General features: G+C 66.1%; 19 protein-coding genes. 6 read left to right on the top strand and 13 right to left on the bottom strand.

Features of this window, described 5'->3' with window-relative positions; genetic code table 11:
• Positions 1-44 precede the first annotated feature (44 nt).
• Positions 45-695, top strand: a complete 651-nt coding sequence (locus P8T11_RS20140; protein ID WP_268080375.1) for a TetR/AcrR family transcriptional regulator — start codon at positions 45-47, stop codon at positions 693-695.
• Between the two features lie 48 nt (positions 696-743).
• Here P8T11_RS20140 and P8T11_RS20135 read toward each other — a convergent pair whose 3' ends face one another.
• From P8T11_RS20135 to P8T11_RS20115, 5 genes are all read right to left on the bottom strand, one after another.
• Complete coding sequence (locus tag P8T11_RS20135; protein ID WP_268080376.1) at positions 744-1,253, bottom strand: nucleoside 2-deoxyribosyltransferase; 510 nt, start codon at positions 1,251-1,253, stop codon at positions 744-746.
• Positions 1,254-1,258: 5 nt separating this feature from the next.
• Positions 1,259-1,828, bottom strand: a complete 570-nt coding sequence (locus P8T11_RS20130; RefSeq protein ID WP_268080377.1) for a flavin reductase family protein — start codon at positions 1,826-1,828, stop codon at positions 1,259-1,261.
• A gap of 40 nt (positions 1,829-1,868) precedes the next feature.
• The gene (locus tag P8T11_RS20125; RefSeq protein ID WP_268080378.1) at positions 1,869-2,480 is read right to left on the bottom strand and encodes an NAD(P)-dependent oxidoreductase; all 612 of its coding nucleotides are present in this window, start codon (positions 2,478-2,480) and stop codon (positions 1,869-1,871) included.
• A 175-nt stretch (positions 2,481-2,655) separates the two neighbouring features.
• On the bottom strand, positions 2,656-3,582 hold the full coding sequence (gene panE / locus P8T11_RS20120) for a 2-dehydropantoate 2-reductase (protein ID WP_268080380.1): 927 nt from the start codon (positions 3,580-3,582) through the stop codon (positions 2,656-2,658).
• A 90-nt stretch (positions 3,583-3,672) separates the two neighbouring features.
• A complete protein-coding gene (locus P8T11_RS20115; RefSeq protein WP_268080381.1) occupies positions 3,673-4,587 on the bottom strand; it encodes a DedA family protein/thiosulfate sulfurtransferase GlpE in 915 nt (304 codons plus the stop codon).
• Positions 4,588-4,920: 333 nt separating this feature from the next.
• On the opposite strand from P8T11_RS20115, the gene P8T11_RS20110 reads away from it, so the two are divergent.
• The 5 genes from P8T11_RS20110 to P8T11_RS20090 are packed head-to-tail and all read left to right on the top strand — an operon-like array spanning position 4,921 to position 10,868.
• Entirely contained in the window at positions 4,921-5,955 is a 1,035-nt protein-coding gene (locus tag P8T11_RS20110) for a BMP family protein (RefSeq protein WP_268080382.1), read from the top strand.
• A complete protein-coding gene (locus tag P8T11_RS20105) occupies positions 5,952-7,481 on the top strand; it encodes an ABC transporter ATP-binding protein (protein WP_268080384.1) in 1,530 nt (509 codons plus the stop codon). The genes P8T11_RS20110 and P8T11_RS20105 overlap by 4 nt, the downstream gene beginning before the upstream one ends.
• 49 nt (positions 7,482-7,530) lie before the next feature.
• Positions 7,531-8,604, top strand: a complete 1,074-nt coding sequence (locus tag P8T11_RS20100) for an ABC transporter permease (protein WP_268080385.1) — start codon at positions 7,531-7,533, stop codon at positions 8,602-8,604.
• A 10-nt stretch (positions 8,605-8,614) separates the two neighbouring features.
• Positions 8,615-9,565, top strand: coding sequence for an ABC transporter permease (locus tag P8T11_RS20095; protein ID WP_127183055.1), 951 nt, complete (start codon positions 8,615-8,617; stop codon positions 9,563-9,565).
• 22 nt (positions 9,566-9,587) lie between these two features.
• Positions 9,588-10,868, top strand: coding sequence for an amidohydrolase family protein (locus P8T11_RS20090; RefSeq protein WP_268080386.1), 1,281 nt, complete (start codon positions 9,588-9,590; stop codon positions 10,866-10,868).
• Here P8T11_RS20090 and P8T11_RS20085 read toward each other — a convergent pair.
• Genes P8T11_RS20085 through P8T11_RS20050 form a run of 8 tightly spaced genes read right to left on the bottom strand, consistent with a single transcriptional unit; the run spans position 10,843 to position 18,011 of the window.
• Complete coding sequence (locus P8T11_RS20085; RefSeq protein WP_268080387.1) at positions 10,843-11,232, bottom strand: RidA family protein; 390 nt, start codon at positions 11,230-11,232, stop codon at positions 10,843-10,845. The genes P8T11_RS20090 and P8T11_RS20085 overlap by 26 nt on opposite strands.
• Positions 11,229-12,392 carry an NAD(P)/FAD-dependent oxidoreductase gene (locus P8T11_RS20080; RefSeq protein WP_268080388.1) on the bottom strand — a complete coding sequence of 388 codons (1,164 nt, stop codon included), beginning with the start codon at positions 12,390-12,392 and terminating at the stop codon, positions 11,229-11,231. The genes P8T11_RS20085 and P8T11_RS20080 overlap by 4 nt, the downstream gene beginning before the upstream one ends.
• A gap of 4 nt (positions 12,393-12,396) precedes the next feature.
• Entirely contained in the window at positions 12,397-13,839 is a 1,443-nt protein-coding gene (locus P8T11_RS20075; RefSeq protein WP_268080389.1) for an NAD(P)/FAD-dependent oxidoreductase, read from the bottom strand.
• The gene (locus tag P8T11_RS20070; protein WP_100853655.1) at positions 13,836-14,144 is read right to left on the bottom strand and encodes a (2Fe-2S)-binding protein; all 309 of its coding nucleotides are present in this window, start codon (positions 14,142-14,144) and stop codon (positions 13,836-13,838) included. The genes P8T11_RS20075 and P8T11_RS20070 overlap by 4 nt, the downstream gene beginning before the upstream one ends.
• Positions 14,128-15,285, bottom strand: coding sequence for an NAD(P)/FAD-dependent oxidoreductase (locus P8T11_RS20065; protein WP_268080390.1), 1,158 nt, complete (start codon positions 15,283-15,285; stop codon positions 14,128-14,130). Before P8T11_RS20065 ends, P8T11_RS20070 begins: the two co-directional genes overlap by 17 nt.
• A complete protein-coding gene (locus P8T11_RS20060) occupies positions 15,285-16,085 on the bottom strand; it encodes an ABC transporter permease (RefSeq protein WP_050447400.1) in 801 nt (266 codons plus the stop codon). Before P8T11_RS20060 ends, P8T11_RS20065 begins: the two co-directional genes overlap by 1 nt.
• A gap of 1 nt (position 16,086) precedes the next feature.
• On the bottom strand, positions 16,087-16,953 hold the full coding sequence (locus P8T11_RS20055) for an ABC transporter permease (protein ID WP_050447399.1): 867 nt from the start codon (positions 16,951-16,953) through the stop codon (positions 16,087-16,089).
• Positions 16,950-18,011, bottom strand: coding sequence for an ABC transporter ATP-binding protein (locus P8T11_RS20050; protein ID WP_268080391.1), 1,062 nt, complete (start codon positions 18,009-18,011; stop codon positions 16,950-16,952). The genes P8T11_RS20055 and P8T11_RS20050 overlap by 4 nt, the downstream gene beginning before the upstream one ends.
• Between the last annotated feature and the right edge of the window lie 13 nt (positions 18,012-18,024).

Here is an 18,024-nt window from a genome sequence, read left to right as displayed (position 1 = left end):
TATGAGCCATTGCTCAGCTTTGATACTCGCCTTTCCACGCATCCATGACCGCTATCCCTCAGCCCCGAAAATCACCGCGCCAGCTCAGGTCCCAGCACACCGTCGACACGATCCTGCAGGCCACGGCTCGCATTTTGGCCACGCACGGCTATGCGGGAACCAACACCAATCTGATCGCCGAAACGGCTGGGGTCAGCGTCGGGTCGCTGTACCAGTATTTTCCGAACAAGAACGCGCTGATCGCCGCGCTGCATCAGCGCCACGACAACGACATGCTGGATGTCATCGACGAGGTGCTGAACAGCAACCCTGCCGCGACCTTGAAAGAACGCGTGGCCGCCATCGTGCAGGCCATGCTGCACGCGCATCTGCTGGAACCGGCCCTGCACCGGGTGCTTGAACGCGAGTTTCCGCTGTTCGACACGCCGCGCGAACACAGCCTGGCCGACCAGGATATCCACCGCCGCATGCGGCATCTGCTGGAGCTGCATCGGGCCGAGATCGCGCAACAAGACCGCGACCTGGCCACCTATGTGGTGCTGCGCATCATGGAGTCGTTAGTGCATGCGGCGGCGTTGGAGCCGCCCGTGGGGTTTTCCACCGAGCAGCTTGAGCAAGCCGTGGTGGACGCGGTGATGGGATATCTGGGTACACCGGTGGCCAAGAAGGCGACACGCAAAAGGGCGGCGAAGTAGCGGCCTGCGCAGGCTTGCCGCTGGGGATCCCTGCTTAGCGCAGGCGATTCACCGGCTGGCCTCTGCCGCCATCAGGGCCAGGCAGTCCGACGCTTTACCCACGACGATGCGCGCGCTGCATGCCAGCATCAAATTCAGGTTCAGGCCAAAGTCTTCCACCGTATAGCCCTCGGCATCCACCATGCGTGACGCGCCGTCGTCCGCCGCCGCCCCCACCGCCACCTGATCGATCAGCGACCCGGCCTGGCTGGTGTAGCCCCAGACCGGCTTGCCACAGGCAATGGCGTAGCCCACCTCGAAGGCCGTGCCCGAATCAGGCTCGGCGCCACGAAAGGTATTCAGGTTAGCCATCACCATGTCGGCGCGGCGGATCAACGCGACGTTTTCGCGATAGATCCATTGCGCCAGCGCGGGCCCCGACAAGTCCTTGGGTGCCGCGTTGTCCAAGGGAAACAGGCCGTCGAATCCGTAGGTGGCGCATAGCGCCTTCAGGCGCTGGCCATGCGCCGCGGCATCGGGCAGGAATACGTCGAACCCCGCGAGATACACGCTGCGCATAAGGGCTACTCCGATTCTGAAACGTTGAAGGCTTCGCCGGTGGCAAAAAATGAGCCGCCCGCCAGGTAGTGGATCGAACGCCGCTCGTCTTCGGGAAAGTGCCAGCGGTTTTGAGAGAACACATCCGGCGCGGCCCACGCGGCGACGACTTCGCCAATGAACAAATCATAAGCCTGTTGGTTGTGCGGCTCGGGCACCACCTTGCATTCCAACCAGCCCAGGCAGTCGCTGACCAATGGCGCGCCGATCTTGCTGGCCGCAAACGTGTTCAAGCCACACGCCTTGAACTTGTCCACATCCCGGCCCGATTCCGAACCCACTTTCAGCGTGGCGGCCGCCTGCGCGCGCGACGGAATGCACAGTGCGAACTCGCCGGACGCCTCGATCAATTCGCGCGTGTAGGTGTTCTTGTCCACCACCACCAGCATCTTGGCCGGGTTGAAGTCCAAGGGCATCGCCCAGGCCGCGGCCATGACGTTGCGCGCCGCGCCATGGGCACTGGTGACAAGCACCGAGGGCCCATGGTTCAGAAGCAGATAAGAGCGAGGCAGTTCGACGGGTTCGATAGGGGACATGGGGTCGCGGGGTAGGGTTGCTGGCTTCAGATTGCCGGCGTCAATACCCGACCGTGAAGCGGCGGCGGGCGTGTTGGGGGGATTCGATCTCGTCGGCCAACGCAATCGCGTAGTCTTCCATCGAGATCCAGCTTTTGCCTTCCTCGTCGGCCAGCAGGGTGTCATCGCCGACCCGGAATGCCCCGGTACGCTCACCGGGTTCAAACATTGCCGATGGCGACAGGAAGGTCCAGTTCAGCACTTTTTCCTGGCGCAGCGTGTCCAGGAAGACGACGCCCGCGCGCGCCTCGGGCTTGTACGCGTCCGGGAATTCGGGGGTGTCGATCAGCAGCATGCCGGGCGCCACTTGCAGGCTGCCCGCGCCGCCCACCACCAGCAGGCGCGGCACGCCGGCGTTCTTCACGGCGGCCAGCAAGGGCTTGGCGTCGGTGGACACAAAGCGCGTGGCGCTGACCACGGCATCGTGGCCGGTCAGCAGGGGGGTCAGGGTTTCAGGGTCGGTGGCGTCGCCCTGTTGCACGCTCAAGCCTGGCTGGGTGTTGACGTCGGCCGGGTTGCGGGCGATGCCCGTCACCTGGTGGCCGCGCTTGAGCAGTTCGTCCGCCACGCGCGAGCCGACGCGGCCCGAAATGCCGATCAATGCGATTTTCATGGTCTTGCTCCTTAGGAGGGAAACCGGGGCGGCGGGTGGCGCACCACGCGCCTATGCCCTGCGCCGCCCCGAATTCGGCAATCCATACTATTCGGTCAAATCCGAACAAAAAACCCAATAGAACAGACGAGTTTTTTGCAATCCATGCACCAATACATCTATCCCATGCAGCAACTCAAGCTGCCGCCCGTTGCGCTTGATAGACCTGCAAGTGCGAATACGCCACGCGCAGATACGTTGCATTCACGCCCAAGGTTCGGGCGCGGTTGACCATGTCGCCCACGATGTGATCGGCCTCGACCGGCAGGCCTTGGCGCAAATCGCGGAACATGGAAGCCGTCATGGGCTGCGTGCGGTCGCTGATCAGGTTCTGCACAAACGCATCGGCCTCAGGCCGCACGGCATGGCCGGACGCCGCCGCCACGGACTGCGATTCCTGCAACAGGCTTTTCAGGATGTCGATACCGTCATCGGTGGACGCGATCTGGCCGATCGACCCGCGCATCAGACACGTGGCGGCCGCCAGCGTGGTCAGCATGACGTACTTTTCCCACATGTCCTGATGGATGTCTTCACTAAGGCGGCTGACGTATTCACCCCCGGCCAGCGCCTGCTCCAACGCCACGCAACGTTCACTGCGGGCCGGGCCGGCGCGTTCGCCAAAGACAATATTCGCGTGCTTGCCCAGGTGCACCACTTCGCCTTCGGGGCCAAGCGTGGCGTTGATCTGGCACAGGCCGCCCAGCACGCGATGCGGCTCGAACTCGCGATCCAGCACGTCGTACTGCAGCACGCCGTTCATGATGGGCAGCACCGCCGTATCCGGGCCGACCGCGGGGCGGATGGCATCGATGGCGCTGGCCAGGTCATACGCCTTGCAGCTCAGCACAATCACGTCATACGCGCCCTGCAAGGTCTGTTGCGTAACCAGCTTCGGGTGCAGCGTGACATCGCCAAGCGGGCTCTGGATGCGCAACCCTTGTTCACGCAGACGCGCCGCGCGTGGCTCGCGCACCAGAAAGGTCACATCCGCGCCAGCCTGCGCCGCGCGCCCACCAAAATATCCACCGGTGCCGCCAGCACCCAAGAACAACAACCGCATTCGTCTCTCCTGTAGCCGCCCGCCTGCTTGGCGGGCTGATACGGAATTATGCGCTTGGCGCGGAACATCGCCCAGCCCAAGCCCGGCGACTCAGGCCTCGTGATTGCGTTCCGTCCACGCCTCGAAGCCGCCCCGCAGCGCCCAGGTCTTCGGATACCCCGCCGCGCGCAAGCGCGAGGCCAGCAGTGCTGCCGAGACTTCGTTGGGGCAGGCGCAATAGACCACGATGTCGGACTCCAGCGCTTGCGCGTCCAGCGTGGGCAAGGGCGCCTTCAAATCCACGGCGATGGCGCCGGGTATGCGCGCGGCATCACGCTGCACGTCGGGCCGCACGTCGAAGACCAGCGTGTTGCGGCCATCTTGGCGCCATTGCATGAGTTCGTCGACGGACACGCGGGGAATGACGCGCAGGCTGCGCAACAGAAGCCGGCGGCGCAGGAATCGCGCCAGGATGTACAGCGCCAGCACCGCCCCCAGCACGCCCAACCCCATCGGGCCGTAGGTGCCCAGCACGTCCAGCACATCGTTGATCACGCTGTGGAACAGGCCCCCCAGCAGCAAGCCGGAGCCCGCCCAGATCATGGCGCCCGCCAGGTCATACAGCAGGAAGCGGCGGTAGGCCGTGCCGGTCAGGCCCGCCATGACGGTGGACAGCGCGCCCGCGCCGGGCAGGAACTTGCAGACCAGCAAGGCCCGCACACCAATGCGCAAATACAGCCGCTGCGTCTGGCGGATGCAGGAGTCCTGCGACAAGGACATCTTGCACACCACGCCCAGCAGCCGCGCGCCATAGCGCCGACCCGCCACATACCAAAGCGTGTCCGCCAACAGGCAGGCCACGGTGGCGGCCAGCCAGGGCGTCAGCCAACCCGCCGCGCCGCCCAACGCGCCCGCGGCAATCAGCATGGGGTAGGCAGGCACGGGCAGGCCCGCCTGTTCGACCAGGACGTTGGCGAACACCAGCCACCCGCCGTACTGCTCGAGCAGCAATTGAATGTCTTGCATGGATCTTCCAGCATGCCGCGCCACGCGCGGCCGAAGCGGCGATTTTAATGGCGTGGCCGCCTGCGCAGCGCTTAGTCCGAGGGGCCGATAGGGGAACACTGCGTTTTGCGCTGCGACCCTGTCCATCCCATGGAACGATGGGCACCAGATTGGTGCCACGGATCCCGCCCTGGGTGCCTATAATCCTGCCCGTCCATCAGGTTTCCCCGACTTGTCGCGAGGAATGCCGCATGGCATACAACTTGCTTCGCCAGGATGGGCCGCGATGCCGATCCTGCCGCCGCATCGCTGCCATCCCATCACGTTTCCATCCCCCGCGAAGGAGTCACCCGCATGAAATCCCTGTCCACCCCGTCCGCTGGCGGCATTGCCCGCCGTGGGCTGCTCAAGCTGGCCGCGGCCGCCGCGACCGGCGCGCTGCTGTTCTCGGGCGCAGTGCAAGCCCAGGCGCCCGCCAAGACCAAGGTTGCCGCCATCTATACGGTGCCGGTCGAGCAGCAATGGGTGTCGCGCATCCACAAGGCGCTGACGGCTGCGCGCGACCGTGGCGAGATCGACTACACGTTCTCGGAAAACGTCACCAACGCCGACTACGAGCGCGTCATGCGCCAGTACGCCGAGCAGGGCAACAAGCTGGTGGTGGGTGAAGCCTTCGCGGTGGAATCCGCCGCCCGCAAGGTGGCCAAGGACTATCCGCAAACCGCCTTCCTGATGGGCTCCTCGGGCAAGCCGCAGCAACCCAACTTCTCGGTGTTCGACAACTACATCCAGGAACCCGCCTACCTGACCGGCATGATCGCCGGCGGCATGAGCCAAAGCGGCAAGATCGGCCTGGTTGGCGGCTACCCCATCCCGGAAGTGAACCGCCTGATGCACGCCTTCATCGAAGGCGCCAAGGAAGTGAACCCGAAGGCCGAATTCACCGTGACCTTCATCGGCTCGTGGTTTGATCCCCCGAAGGCCAAGGAAGCCGCCTTCGCCATGATCGACAAGGGCGCGGACGTGCTGTACGCCGAGCGCTTCGGCGTGTCGGATGCCGCCAAGGAACGCGGCAAGCTGGCCATCGGCAACGTGATCGACACGCAGCCGCAGTACCCCGAAACCGTGGTGGCATCGGCCCTGTGGAGCATGGAGCCCACCATCAACGAGGCGCTCAAGCAGATCAAGGCCGGCACGTTCAAGGCCGACGACTATGGCCAGTACTCGCTGATGAAGTACAAGGGCTCGTCGCTGGCGCCGCTGGGCACCTTTGAAAAGAAGATTCCCGCCGAGCTCGTCGCCAAGGTTGAAGCCAAGCAGAAGGCCATTCTGGACGGCAGCTTCACCGTCAAGGTCAACGATAAAGAACCCAAGTCCTCGGCACGATGAACCAAGCGCCTCTCGCCCTGCAACTGACGGGGATCACCAAACGCTTCGGCAGCCTGACGGCCAACGACGATATCTCGCTGACGCTGCGGCAGGGCGAGGTCTTGGCACTGCTGGGCGAGAACGGCGCCGGCAAATCGACGCTGGTGTCGATTCTGTTCGGCCACTATCTGGCGGACGCCGGCAGCATCGATGTGTTCGGCAAGCCCTTGCCGCCCGGCCGGCCCGACGCCGCGCTGGCGGCGGGCGTGGGCATGGTGCATCAGCACTTCACCCTGGCCGACAACCTGACCGTGCTGGACAACATCATGGTCGGCACGGAATCGCTGTGGAAGCTGGCGTCCGGCCGTGGCAAGGCACGCAAACGCCTGGTTGAACTGGGTCAACGCTTTGGCCTGGGCGTGGACCCGGATGCGCGCGTGGGCGGCTTGTCCGTCGGTGAAAAGCAGCGCGTTGAAATCCTGAAGGCGCTGTACCGTGGCGCGCGCGTGCTGATCCTGGACGAACCCACCGCGGTGCTGACGCCGCAGGAAGTGCAGGACCTGTTCGCCACGCTGCGCGGTTTTGTCGACGACGGCCTGGCTGTCATCTTCATCTCGCACAAGCTGGACGAAGTGATGGCCGTGTCGCGCCGCGTGGCGGTGCTGCGCCAGGGCAAGCTGGTGGCCGAACGCGACACCGCAGCCACCAGCCCCGCCGAACTTGCGGAACTGATGGTCGGGCGCAAGGTGGTCATGCCGCGCGCCGAAGCGGTGGCCGCCGGCGAACAAGCGGCGCCCGTGGTGACGCTGTCGCAGGTCACCGTGCGCGACAGCCGCGCTGGCGCGCCGCGCCTGGACAGCCTGGACCTGACCGTTCACAAACATGAAATCGTGGCAATCGCGGGCGTGGCCGGCAACGGCCAGCAGGCGCTGGTGTCGGTCTTGACCGGCTTGGCCCAACCGTCCGACGGCACGATCCGGCTGGGCGCGGAACACGCCCCCGCGCCCACGTCGCCTGCCGGCTGGACCGCGGCCCGCGTGGGCCGCATCCCAGAGGATCGCCACGGCGAAGGCATGATCGGCGACAGCCCGCTCTGGGAAAACGCCATCGTCGAAGACCTGAAGGACAAGCGCTTCGCACGCTACGGTTTGATCCGCGCGCGCGCGGGCCGGGCATACGCCGCATCGCTGGCCAAGCAGTTCGACGTGCGCGCGGCGTCGCTGGACGTACGCACGCGCAGCCTGTCGGGCGGCAATATGCAGAAGCTGATCCTGGGACGCACGCTGGCGCGCGAACCGCGCTTCATCGTGGCCGACCAACCCACCTGGGGCCTGGACATCGGCGCCGTGGCCTATGTGCGCGAGCAGTTGCTGGCCGCCCGCGCGCGTGGCGCCGGCGTGCTGCTGGTGTCCGAAGACCTGGAAGAAATCTTCGCCCTGGCCGACCGCATCGCCGTGCTGTGCGGCGGCAAGCTCGTCGCCATCAAGCCGGTGGCCGACTGGACGCCCGCCACTGTCGGCCTGGCCATGACGGGAACCCGCGCGTGACGGTTCACGCCGCCTTGCGCCGCTTCCTTTTCTATTGAGCATTCTTCGCATGAAACTGATCCTGGAACGCCGCCCCGAGCCCAGCCGCATGGCGCTGGCCTTGGCCCCCATCGCGGCCATCCTCTTCACTCTGGCCATCTGCACCTTGCTGGTGGCCTGGGCCGGCGCGCCCGTGGGCCGCACCTACGCGCTGCTGTTCGAAGGCGCGTTCGGCTCGCGCTTCGCGCTGTCTGAAACGCTGACCCGCGCCACCCCGCTGATGTTGACGGGCCTGGCCTGTGCCGTGGCGTTTCGCGCGCGCTTCTACAACATCGGCGCCGAAGGCCAGTTGTATCTGGGCGCGCTAGCGGCGGTGGCCATCGGTGGCCTGCATGACGGCACCGGTTTCGATCTGCCGGTGCCCGTGCTGTTCGGCGGCATGATGCTGGCGGCGGCCCTGGCCGGCGCCTTGCTGCTGCTGATTCCCGCGCTGCTGAAAACCCGGCTGGGCGTGGATGAAGTCGTCACCACCTTGCTGGGCAACTTCATCGTGCTGCTGTTCGTGTCCATGATGCTGGACGGCCCTATGAAAGACCCGATGGCGATGGGCTGGCCGCAATCCGTGGCGCTGAACGGCGACCTGGAACTGGGCAAGCTGATCGAACGCACGCGCGCGCATACCGGGCTGTTGTGGGCGGCCGGGCTGGCGCTGGGCTTGTGGCTGCTGAACCGCTACACGGTCTTCGGCTTCCAGATGCGGGCCGTGGGCGCCAACGCGCATGCCTCGCGCTTTCTGGGCCTGCCGGTCAACCGCGTGATGCTGGGCACCGCGATGCTGTCGGGCGCGCTGGCCGGTCTGGCAGGCGCCATTGAAGTGGCGGGCCGCACCGGCTACGTCACGCTGGACATGTCGCCGGGCTACGGCTACACCGGCGTCGTCGTCGCCATGCTGGCCGGCCTGCATCCGCTGGGCGTGATCCTGGCCAGCATCTTTGTGGCCGGCATGCTGGTGGGGGCCGACAGCATGAGCCGCGCCATTGCCGTGCCGAACTACATCGCCGACGTCATCGTCGCCACTTCGTTGCTTGCCATGCTGGTCGCGACGCTATTCGCGCAGTACCGCCTGCGCCGCAATCTGGCTTGAGGAGCACGCCATGGAATGGATGGATCTATTAAGCACCTCGGCCTTCTGGGTGGCCGTGCTGCGCCTGGCGACGCCGCTGATTCTGGGCACGCTGGGCGTGCTGCTGTGCGAACGTGCCGGCGTGCTGAACCTGGGCATCGAAGGCATCATGGCCGCGGGCGCCTTCACCGGCTGGCTGGTCGTGTATCTGGGCGCACCGCTGTATGTGGGCGTGCTGGCGGCCGCGTTCGCCGGGGCCGTGTTCGGCCTGTTGCATGCGGTGTTGACGGTGCCGCTGGGGCTATCGCAACACGTGTCGGGGCTGGGAGTGACCTTGCTGGCGACCAGCCTGTCGTACTTTGCGTACCGCGTGACGTTTCCCAGCGTGAACACGCCGCCCACCATCACCCCGTTTGCTGAAATGAAGTTCCTGGACGGCATTCCGTTGATCGGGCCCGTACTGGCCGGGCAGACGCCCATGACGCTGATCGCGCTGGCCGCCGTGCCGATTCTGGCCTGGGTGCTGAACCGCACGCCGGTCGGGCTGGCGATTCGCATGGTGGGTGAAAACCCCGCCGCCGCCGAAGGGCAGGGCCTGTCGGTCACGCGGCTGCGCATGGGCGCCATCGTGGCGGGGTCGGCGCTGATGGGGGTTGCCGGCAGCTTCCTGACGCTGGCCGCGTTCAACGCCTTCTTTTTCAACATGGTCAACGGCCGTGGCTGGGTCTGCGTGGCGCTGGTGGTGTTCGCGTCCTGGCGCCCGGGCAAAGCATTGCTGGGCGCGCTGATCTTTGCCTTTTTCGATGCGCTGCAACTGCGCCTGCAACAAGGCGGCGCGGCCTTGCCCGGATTGCCTGAGCTACCGTATCAGGTGTATTTGATGCTGCCCTACATCCTGTCCATCCTGGCCTTGGTAGTGATGGCGCGCCGCGCCGCCTACCCGCAGGCTCTGATGAAGCCCTACCGCAAGGGCGAACGCTAAAACTATTCGCTAGGACCCAACCATGCTCGACCTGATCATCAAGAATTGCACGCTGCCCGATGGCCGCACGAATATCGACATCGGCGTGGCGCAGGGGCGTATTACGGCGGTGGAACCGGCGTTGAAGGCCGAGGCCGGCCAGACCATCGATGCGGCCGGTCAGATGGTGACGTCGCCGTTCGTGGACGCGCACTTTCATATGGACTCCACGCTGTCGTTTGGGCTGCCGCGCGTGAACCAGTCCGGCACGCTGCTGGAAGGCATCGCGTTGTGGGGCGAGCTGAAGCCGCTGTTGACACAGGAAGCGCTGGTGGAACGCGCGCTGGCGTATTGCGACTGGGCCGTCGCCCGTGGCCTGCTGGCCATCCGTTCGCACGTGGACGTCTGTGACCCGCGCCTCTTGGCCACCGAAGCGCTGCTGCACGTGCGCGAGCAGGTCAAACCGTACCTGGACCTGCAACTGGTCGCCTTCCCGCAAGACGGCGTGCTGCGCGCGCCCGGCGCGCTGGACAACCTGAAGCGCGCGCTCGACATGGGCGTGGACGTGGTGGGCGGCATTCCGCACTTTGAACGCACCATGCAGGACGGCGCCGAATCTGTCCGCATCCTGTGCGAACTGGCCGCCGAGCGCGGCCTGCGCGTGGACATGCACTGCGACGAAAGCGACGACCCGCTGTCACGCCACATCGAAACGCTGGCCTATCACACGCAGCGCCTGGGCCTGCATGGCCGCGTGACCGGTTCGCACCTGACGTCCATGCATTCGATGGACAACTACTACGTGTCCAAGCTGATCCCGCTGATCCGCGAAGCGGGCGTGGCTGCCATTGCCAACCCGCTGATCAACATCACGCTGCAAGGCCGCCACGACACTTATCCCAAGCGCCGAGGCATGACGCGCGTGCCCGAATTGATGGCGGCCGGCGTGCCGGTGGCCTTCGGCCATGACTGCGTGATGGACCCCTGGTACAGCCTGGGTTCGGGCGACATGCTGGAAGTAGCGCACATGGGCCTGCATGTGGCTCAGATGACGGGCCAGGACGCCATGCGCGCCTGTTTCGAGGCCGTGACGACCACGCCCGCCAAGATCCTGGGGTTGGACGACACGGGCATCGCGGTCGGCAAGCGCGCCGACCTGGTGCTGCTGCAAGCGCGCGACCCCGTCGAGGCGCTACGCCTGCGTGCTACCCGGCTGATGGTGCTGCGCGCCGGCCAGGTCATCGCGACCACGCCGCCCGCCACGGCCACCCTGAACCTGCCGGGCCGCCCCGGTCAGATCAGCTTTCAGACACCGGCCCGCTGACATACCCCGGCCGCTTGGCGGCCGTCACGATGATCTCCACCAACAGCTCCGGCGCGGCCAGCTTGGCCTCGCAGGTGGCGCGGGTGGGCATCGCCTCGGGCAACGCCCACTCGGCCCACACGCTGTTCATGCCGGCGAAGTCCTGGTCGATATCCTTCAACCAGATCTGCACCGACAACAGCCGCGATTTGTCGGTGCCGGCCTGCGCCAGATAGCCGTCGATCTTCGCCAGCACGTCGCGCGTCTGCGGGACGATGCCGCCCTCGGCCGTTGACGTCACGCCTGCCACATAGACCGTATCGCCGTGGATCACGATGCGGCTCAGGCGCTGGTTGGTGTCTTTGCGCACGATATCGTTGTTCATACGTCTTGCTCCTTTTCTGATGGGGTGGGCGCCATCGTGGCGTCCGAAAAACGTTCAATCCGGAATGGCTCAATCGGCATGTCCGTCGCGCCGGTGGTGATCAGGTCGGCCATGATGCGACCCACGATCGGCCCCAGTTCGAAACCATGCGCCGAAAAGCCGAAGGCATGGAAGGCGGTCTCGTGGCGGCTGCTGCGGCCAATGACCGGAATCTCGTCCGGCATGGCCGCTTCGATGCCGGCCCAGCCCCGGTTCACGACGGCGTGGCGCATGTGCGGAAACAGGTCGCAGACCGTGCGCGCGCCTTCGGCCAGGGAACGAAAGTCCAGCTCGGTCCATTCCGCGTCGCGATCCACCCAGGCGCGCCGCCCGCCACCGATCAGCACCGTGCCGTTCGTGCGCTGCTTGAAAGAGAGCGCGCGCCCCGTGCCCAGCACGACCGGATCCAGGAAGTGGTCCATGCGCAAGGTCACCAGCATCATCGGGCTGATCGCCAACAACGGCACCGGCTCGCCCCATTGCGCGGCGATACGGTCGGCCCAGGCGCCCGCGCAGTTCAACACCTGCGGCGCGGTGTAGGTGCCCGCATCGGTGTCCACGCGCCACTGTCCGCCGTCTTGCGACACGCGGTCCACGCGCACGCCTTCCAGAAAACGCGCGCCCAGGCTTGCGGCCTTACTGCGAAACGCCAGCGTCGTGCGGTAGGGGTCGGCCGCCGCATCCTCACGCGCGATCAAGCCGCCCTGGATGCTGGGCGCAATCATCGGGATCATGTCACGCAGGTCGTCGGCGCTGATCCATTGTTCGTGCGTGTAGCCGTGATCGGTCATCGTGCGCAAGCGCGTTTGCAGCGCCTGGACATCGGCGGCGTCCTCGGCCACGCGCACCTGGCCGTGCTGCTCGAAGCCGCAGTCGTCATCCACCAGCTCGCCGATGCGATACCAAATTTCACGCGAGGCCAGCGCCAGCGGCACTTCGGCCAAGTGCCGCGACAAGGTGCGCACGCCACCCGCGTTCACGCCCGAGGCATGCCGCCCCACGTAGTTCTTTTCGATCACCAGGGCCGACACGCCGGCGCGCGCCAGATGCAGCGCCGCCGAGCTGCCATGCAGGCCGCCGCCGATGATGATGACTTGCGCCGACCGCGTTGCATCGGTCATGGCATTACTTCTTCAGACGGACCACGGCCTGGCGGGAATCATCCGTCTGCGGCAGCGACGCGAGTTCTCCCAAGGTCAGCGGCTTGGTCGGGAAGCGCAGCCGGTAATAGCCCACTTCCTGCGTCGGCACGCCGCGTTCCTCGGCAATGATCTCGGCCACGGTCAGCCCGCAGAAGCGTCCTTGGCACGGCCCCATGCCGCAACGCAGAAAGGCCTTCATCTGGTTCGGACCAGTGCAGCCCAGCTTGACCGTCTGGCGCACTTGCGCGGCGGTGACTTCCTCGCAGCGGCACACGATAGTGTCGCCGGTGGGCCGCCGGAAGGCGTCTGGCGCCTTGTACAGCGCGTCGAAGAACTCGCGGCCCCTGACGGCACGAGCCAGCGCGTCTCGCGGCGTCACGGCCTCGCTATCGCGTTTGCGGGCATCGATGCGGCCCAGCAGATGCGCGGCCTGCAAGGCGGCCAGCCGGCCCCGATGCTCCGCTGCCAGCGCGCCCGCGATCCCCGCGCCATCGCCCGCCATGCCGATGCCGTCCACCGACGTCAAACCCCATTCGTCGACCTGTGGCTCCCAACAGTCCAGTGCGTCGTTCCAGCGGTGCTCCGCCCCCACGGCGCGCGACAGGTTCACGTTGGGCACCACGCCCTGATGCAGCATCAGTTGTTCAGCGGGCAAGGTCTTGGTGACGCCGCCCGCCGTGTAGCGCACGCTTTCCAGCTTGCCATTGCCCAGCGCTTCCAAGGCCGTCACGCCGCGCGTGATCGGCACTGCCGCCTTGACGGCGCGCAGCAGCTTCAAGCCCTTGCCCAGATAAGGCGAGCGCAGGAATCCCCACACTTTGGGCAGCGCCTGGCCCATGCGTCCGGGCGGCGTGGTTTCCAGCAGCGCGTCGATCTTCACGCCGGCATTCAGGTATTGCCAGGCCACCAGATAAAGCAGCGGACCGCTGCCCGCCAGCACCGTGCGGTCGGCCGGCACCACACCCGCCGACTTCAGCAGAATCTGCGCCGCGCCCGCCGTGATCACGCCGGGTAGCGTCCAGCCCGGAATCGGGAAGGGCCGCTCTTGCGCGCCCGTGGCCAGCAGCAGCCGGCGCGCGTGCACAATGCGCGCCTCGCCCGCCACCGAATACGCCACCTCGAACCCTTTATCGGGCTGCGGCGCCGTGCGCTCAGCCACGGCCCAGACGGTGGCGCCCGGCACGTAGCGCGCGCCCGATTGCTTGAACGGCCCCACTAGCGACGCGCCATGCCAATAGTCTTCGCCCAGGATGCCCCGGTCGGTGACCGGCGTGGTGGTGATGGCGCGATAGATCTGGCCGCCCGGCGCCGGTTGTTCATCCAACAGCACGGTGTCCACGCCCAACGTGGCCGCCAGCGTTGCCGCCGCCAGGCCCGCCGGGCCCGCGCCCACCACCAGCAAATCGCATTGCGTTGTTTCGATCATGCCTGCACCTTGCGCGCGCCCAACTGGCGCTCGATCTTCATGCCCTCGCGCACGGCCGTCATGCAGCCCTGCTGGTTCGCCTGGCCATCAATGGTGACCAGGCAGTCGTAGCACACGCCCATCATGCAATAGGGGCCGCGCGGCACTTCGTTCACCGCCGTGTCGCGACAGGCCGACACGCCGCCCGCGAACAACGCCGCCGCCACCGTATCGCCCGGGCGGCATTGCAGTTCGGCCCCATTGACCGTCACGCGCACGGGCGCGCTTTGCGTCTGGCGCTGCGCCTCGTCAAGCCTCTTGAACATGGAACCTCCGGGTCGAGAAGGGCGCCATGTCGTCGGCAAGCTTGCCGGCCACAATCATGGGCGCCAGATTGAGCGCGTGCGCGGCGGCCAGCGTCACACCGCTGTGACAGGTGGCGACGAAGGCGCCGGGGCACGTTTCGGATTGCTGATAAATGGGAAAGCCGTCCTTGGACATCACGCGCAGCGCCGCCCAGCTGCGCACCACGCGCACGTCGCGCAGGGCCGGCAGCGTGCGCACGGCACGGTCGGCCAGCGTACCCAGGATGGGCAGGCCAACCAGGTTATCCACATAGCCGGCTTCTTCCTGCGAATCGCCGATCAGCCAGGTGCCTTCATCGGTCTGGCGCAAGGTGGACAACGGCGTCTCCAGCATGCGGCGCGTGCGTTCCAGCACCACGATCTGGCCGCGCTGCGGGCGCACGGGCACGTCCAGGCCAACTTGCGTGCCCAGCTCCTTGTTGGACAGGCCGGATGCCAGCACCAGCTTATGTGCGCGCACCGTGCCGCCCGGGGTCGCGATCTCGAACACGCCATCGCGCTGCTTGATGCCTTGCGCCGGACGGCGCGGCAGGTAATCCACAACCCGCTGTGCAAAACTCGCATGCAGCGCGCGCAGCAGCTTGAGCGGGTTGGCTATGCCGTCCACCGGCGTCCAAGTGGCGCCGCGCACATCGGGGCCGATGCCCGGCACAAGATCGGCCACTTCGGCGCGGTCCAACAGCTTCCAGTCGTACTGCGCCATGCCGGGCTGTGCCAGCAGGGTCTTCATGAACGTGCCGCGCGCCTCTACCTCTTCGTCGCTCAGCAGTGCGTGCAGGCCGCCGCGTTGCTCCAGATGCACGTCCACGCCGGTCTCATCCAGCAGTTGCGCGGCCAGGCGCGGCCAGCCCGAGGCGGACGTCATGGTCCACACGCCGTAGCGCGGCAGGCCCATGCCTTTGCTCTGCACCCACACCAGCCCGAAGTTCCCGCGTGACGCGCGGTAAGCCACGTCGCCTTCGTCCAGCACGGCCACGTGATCCAGTTCGCGCCGCAAGCCATAAGCGATGGCCGAACCCACCAAGCCCCCGCCGATCACCACGGCGTCATAAATGCCGCGATGCACGGGCGCGCGGGGCGCCAGTTCTTTCTCGTCCGTCATTAGCGTCCCTTTCCTACAAACAGCTTTTCCAGGCCGACCACGCGGTCCAGGATGAAGATGGCGATGATGGTCACGTAGATCAGCACGGCCGACACGGCGGTGACCAGCGGGTCGATCGTGTCTTCGATGTGCAGGAAGATGCGCACCGGCAACGTCGTCGTGGACGGTGAGGCAATGAAAATCGACATGGTCAATTCGTCAAAGCTCGTAATGAAGGCGATCACCCAACCGCTGACCACGCCCGGCAACAGCAGTGGCAGCACCACGCGCCGGAACGCCGTCCAGTTGGACGCGCCCAGCGACTGCGCGGCGCGCTCCAGCGCGGGGTCGATGCCGGTGGCCGACGCCAGCACCAGGCGCAGCGCGTAGGGCATCACCAATATCACGTGCGCCACCACCAGGCCCACATAGGTGCCGGCCAGGTCCACCGTGGTGAAGAACTTCAGGAAGGCCAACCCCAGCACCACATGCGGAATCATCAGCGGCGACAGGAAGAAGGCCACCAGCGCCTCGCGGCCGGGGAAGCGGTTGCGAGCCAGCGCCAGCGCACTGGGCACGGCCAGGCCGATGGCCAACGTTGCCGACAGCGTACCCAGCCCCAGGCTGAACCAGAACGCTTCAATGAAGCGCGGATTGTCCAGAATGGCGCGGAACCAGCGCAGCGACAGCCCGCTGGTGGGCAGCGAGATAAAGCCTTCAGAGGTGAACGCCACCGCGCACACCATGACGATCGGCGCCAGGATGAAGAGGATGAACAGCGTGTGGAATACCAGGCCGATGGGGCCGTTACGAAATTGCATCTCAGCCTCCGGCCTGGTTGAAGACGGCGCCGTACTTGCGTTCGATGATGCGGTTGGCCGACAGCAACACCACCACGGTCGCCAGCAGCAGCACTACCGCCAGGGCCGCGCCCAGCGGCCAGTTCAGCGTATTCAGGAATTCGTCGTAGGCGGCGGTCGCCACGTTCTTCAGCCGCCGCCCGCCGATGATGGCCGGCGTGGCGAAGGAACTTGCCGCCATCGCAAACACCATGATGGCGCCCGACAGAATGCCTGGCATGACCTGCGGCACGATGACGCGGCGGATCACGGTGAACTGCGACGCACCCAACGACAGCGCGGCGGCTTCCGTAGCCGGGTTTATCCGTTGCAAGGACGCCCACACCGAAATCACCATGAAGGGCACCAGCACGTGCGTCAGCGCGATGCCCACGCCCAGGTTGCTGTACATCAGGTCCACGGGTGTCGAGGTCAGGCCGATGCCCATCAACACCTTGTTGATCAGGCCGGTGGAACCGAACAACAGCGCCCAGCCCAGCGTGCGGACCACCACCGAAATCAAGAGCGGCCCCAGCACCACCATCAGGAACAAGCCCTTCCATGGGTTGGCCATGCGCGACAACACATACGCTTCGGCCGTGCCCAGCACCAGGCAGGCCACGGTCACGGCGGCGGCCACGCCGAACGTGCGCGCGTAGATCTCGTAGTAATAGCCGTCGCTGAAGATCTCGAAGTAGTTCTTCCAGGTGAACGTGGCCTGCATTCCGCCGTAGAACTGGAAGTCGAAAAAGCTGATGAGAAATACCAGCGCCATCGGCACCACCAGGAAGGTGGCATACACCACCAGCGCCGGCGCGCTCAGCACCCAGGGGTTGGTGCGCGTACTCATGACGGGCGGCCCTGCGGCGCGGACGCAACCTCGCACATGTCTTGCGCGCGCCAGCGCAAATGCACGGCCTCGCCCTCGGCGGGCACCGGCACGCCGTCGTTCTGGCGGATCACCATCACTTCGCCCACCGACGTATCCACCTGGCATAGCCAGTGGTTGCCCTGGAAGACGCGAGTCTTCATGCGGCCCGGCAGGGCACAGGCGGCAGGTTCGGAAAACAGGATCTTTTCAGGCCGCACGATCACCGCGCCTTGCGGCACCGGCGCGCCGGCCATCGGAATATGCGCCTCGCCGATGCGGGCGCGCGCTTCGTTTTCGTACTGCTCGGACTTGGGCGTGAACACATTGGCCTTGCCCAGGAAGCCGCCCACGAAATGGCTGGCCGGCCCTTCGTAAGCCTGGAAGGGTTCGGCCACCTGTTCCACGCGGCCCTGGTTCATGACTACGATGCGGTCCGACAGCGCCAGCGCCTCGGACTGATCGTGCGTGACCAGGATGGTGGTGGTGCCGATGGTGCGTTGGATGCTGCGCAATTCCAGCTGCATCTCCTCGCGCAGCTTGGCGTCCAGGTTGGACAGCGGTTCGTCCAGCAGCAACACACTGGGCCGGATGACCAGCGCGCGGGCCAAGGCCACCCGCTGCTGTTGCCCGCCCGACATCTGCGCGGGATGGCGGTCCGCCAGGTGCGACAAGCCCACCAGCTTCAACGCATCAGCCACGCGCGACTCGCGTTCATCCTTCTTGACCCGCTGCATCTCAAGACCAAACGACACGTTCTCGGCCGCCGTCATGTGCGGAAACAGTGCGTAGTTCTGGAACACCAGGCCCAGGCCACGCTTGTTGGCCGGCACGCGGCTGACATCGCGGCCGTCCAGCACGATGCTGCCGCCCGTGGGTTCGACAAAGCCCGCAATCATTTGCAGGGTGGTCGTCTTGCCGCAACCCGAGGGCCCCAGCAGCGAAATGAATTCGCCCCGGTTCACGGACAGGCTCAGCTCTTGCACAGCGGTGGTCTCGCCATAGCGCTTGCTAAGGCGGTTCAACACTAGATAGGTCATGAAGGCTCCCGTG

Source organism: Achromobacter spanius (genome assembly GCF_029637605.1).
In the GTDB taxonomy this organism is placed as follows: domain Bacteria; phylum Pseudomonadota; class Gammaproteobacteria; order Burkholderiales; family Burkholderiaceae_B; genus Achromobacter; species Achromobacter spanius_E.
The sequence above is the reverse complement of the archived record's forward strand: the minus strand, read 5'-3'. Positions and strand labels throughout refer to the sequence as shown.